We start from the raw sequence: 349 nt of genomic DNA, 5'->3' as shown, positions 1-349 counted from the left end.
CTCGATGACCGGAGGCGGCTCTCCTCATTTTCCTCCAATTCACCAAATACCGGGCGTCGAGTGATCCGACGAAGGAGGATCGTACCGAGACACCCCGGGCCCCCCCCGATACAGTTGAACCCAAAAAACTCTGCCAACCCAACAAACTCCATGAACCCAATAAACCCCACCAACTCAACAAATTCATCACCCATCACCCAAGCATTTCCACAAATGCTTCAATACGCGTGAGGGTTTGCTGCGAGAGCGGTTCCCCCATCTCAAATTCCACGTAAGTTACCGGAATACCCGCAGCCTCCAGTTTTTTCCGAATGAGCGGCACGTCAAAAAGTTCCGGCTCGCAGAATTT

At 52.4% G+C, this 349-nt stretch carries 1 protein-coding gene; it reads right to left on the bottom strand.

Annotated elements, in window-relative coordinates:
• Positions 1-193: 193 nt before the first annotated feature.
• Positions 194-349: 2-hydroxyacyl-CoA dehydratase (locus tag GXO76_12255; protein ID NOY78632.1), on the bottom strand; the 156-nt coding region annotated here is incomplete at its 5' end.

Source organism: Calditrichota bacterium, from assembly GCA_013151735.1.
Taxonomy (GTDB): domain Bacteria; phylum Zhuqueibacterota; class JdFR-76; order JdFR-76; family BMS3Abin05; genus BMS3Abin05.
This window is presented reverse-complemented; position numbering and strand designations above follow the sequence as displayed.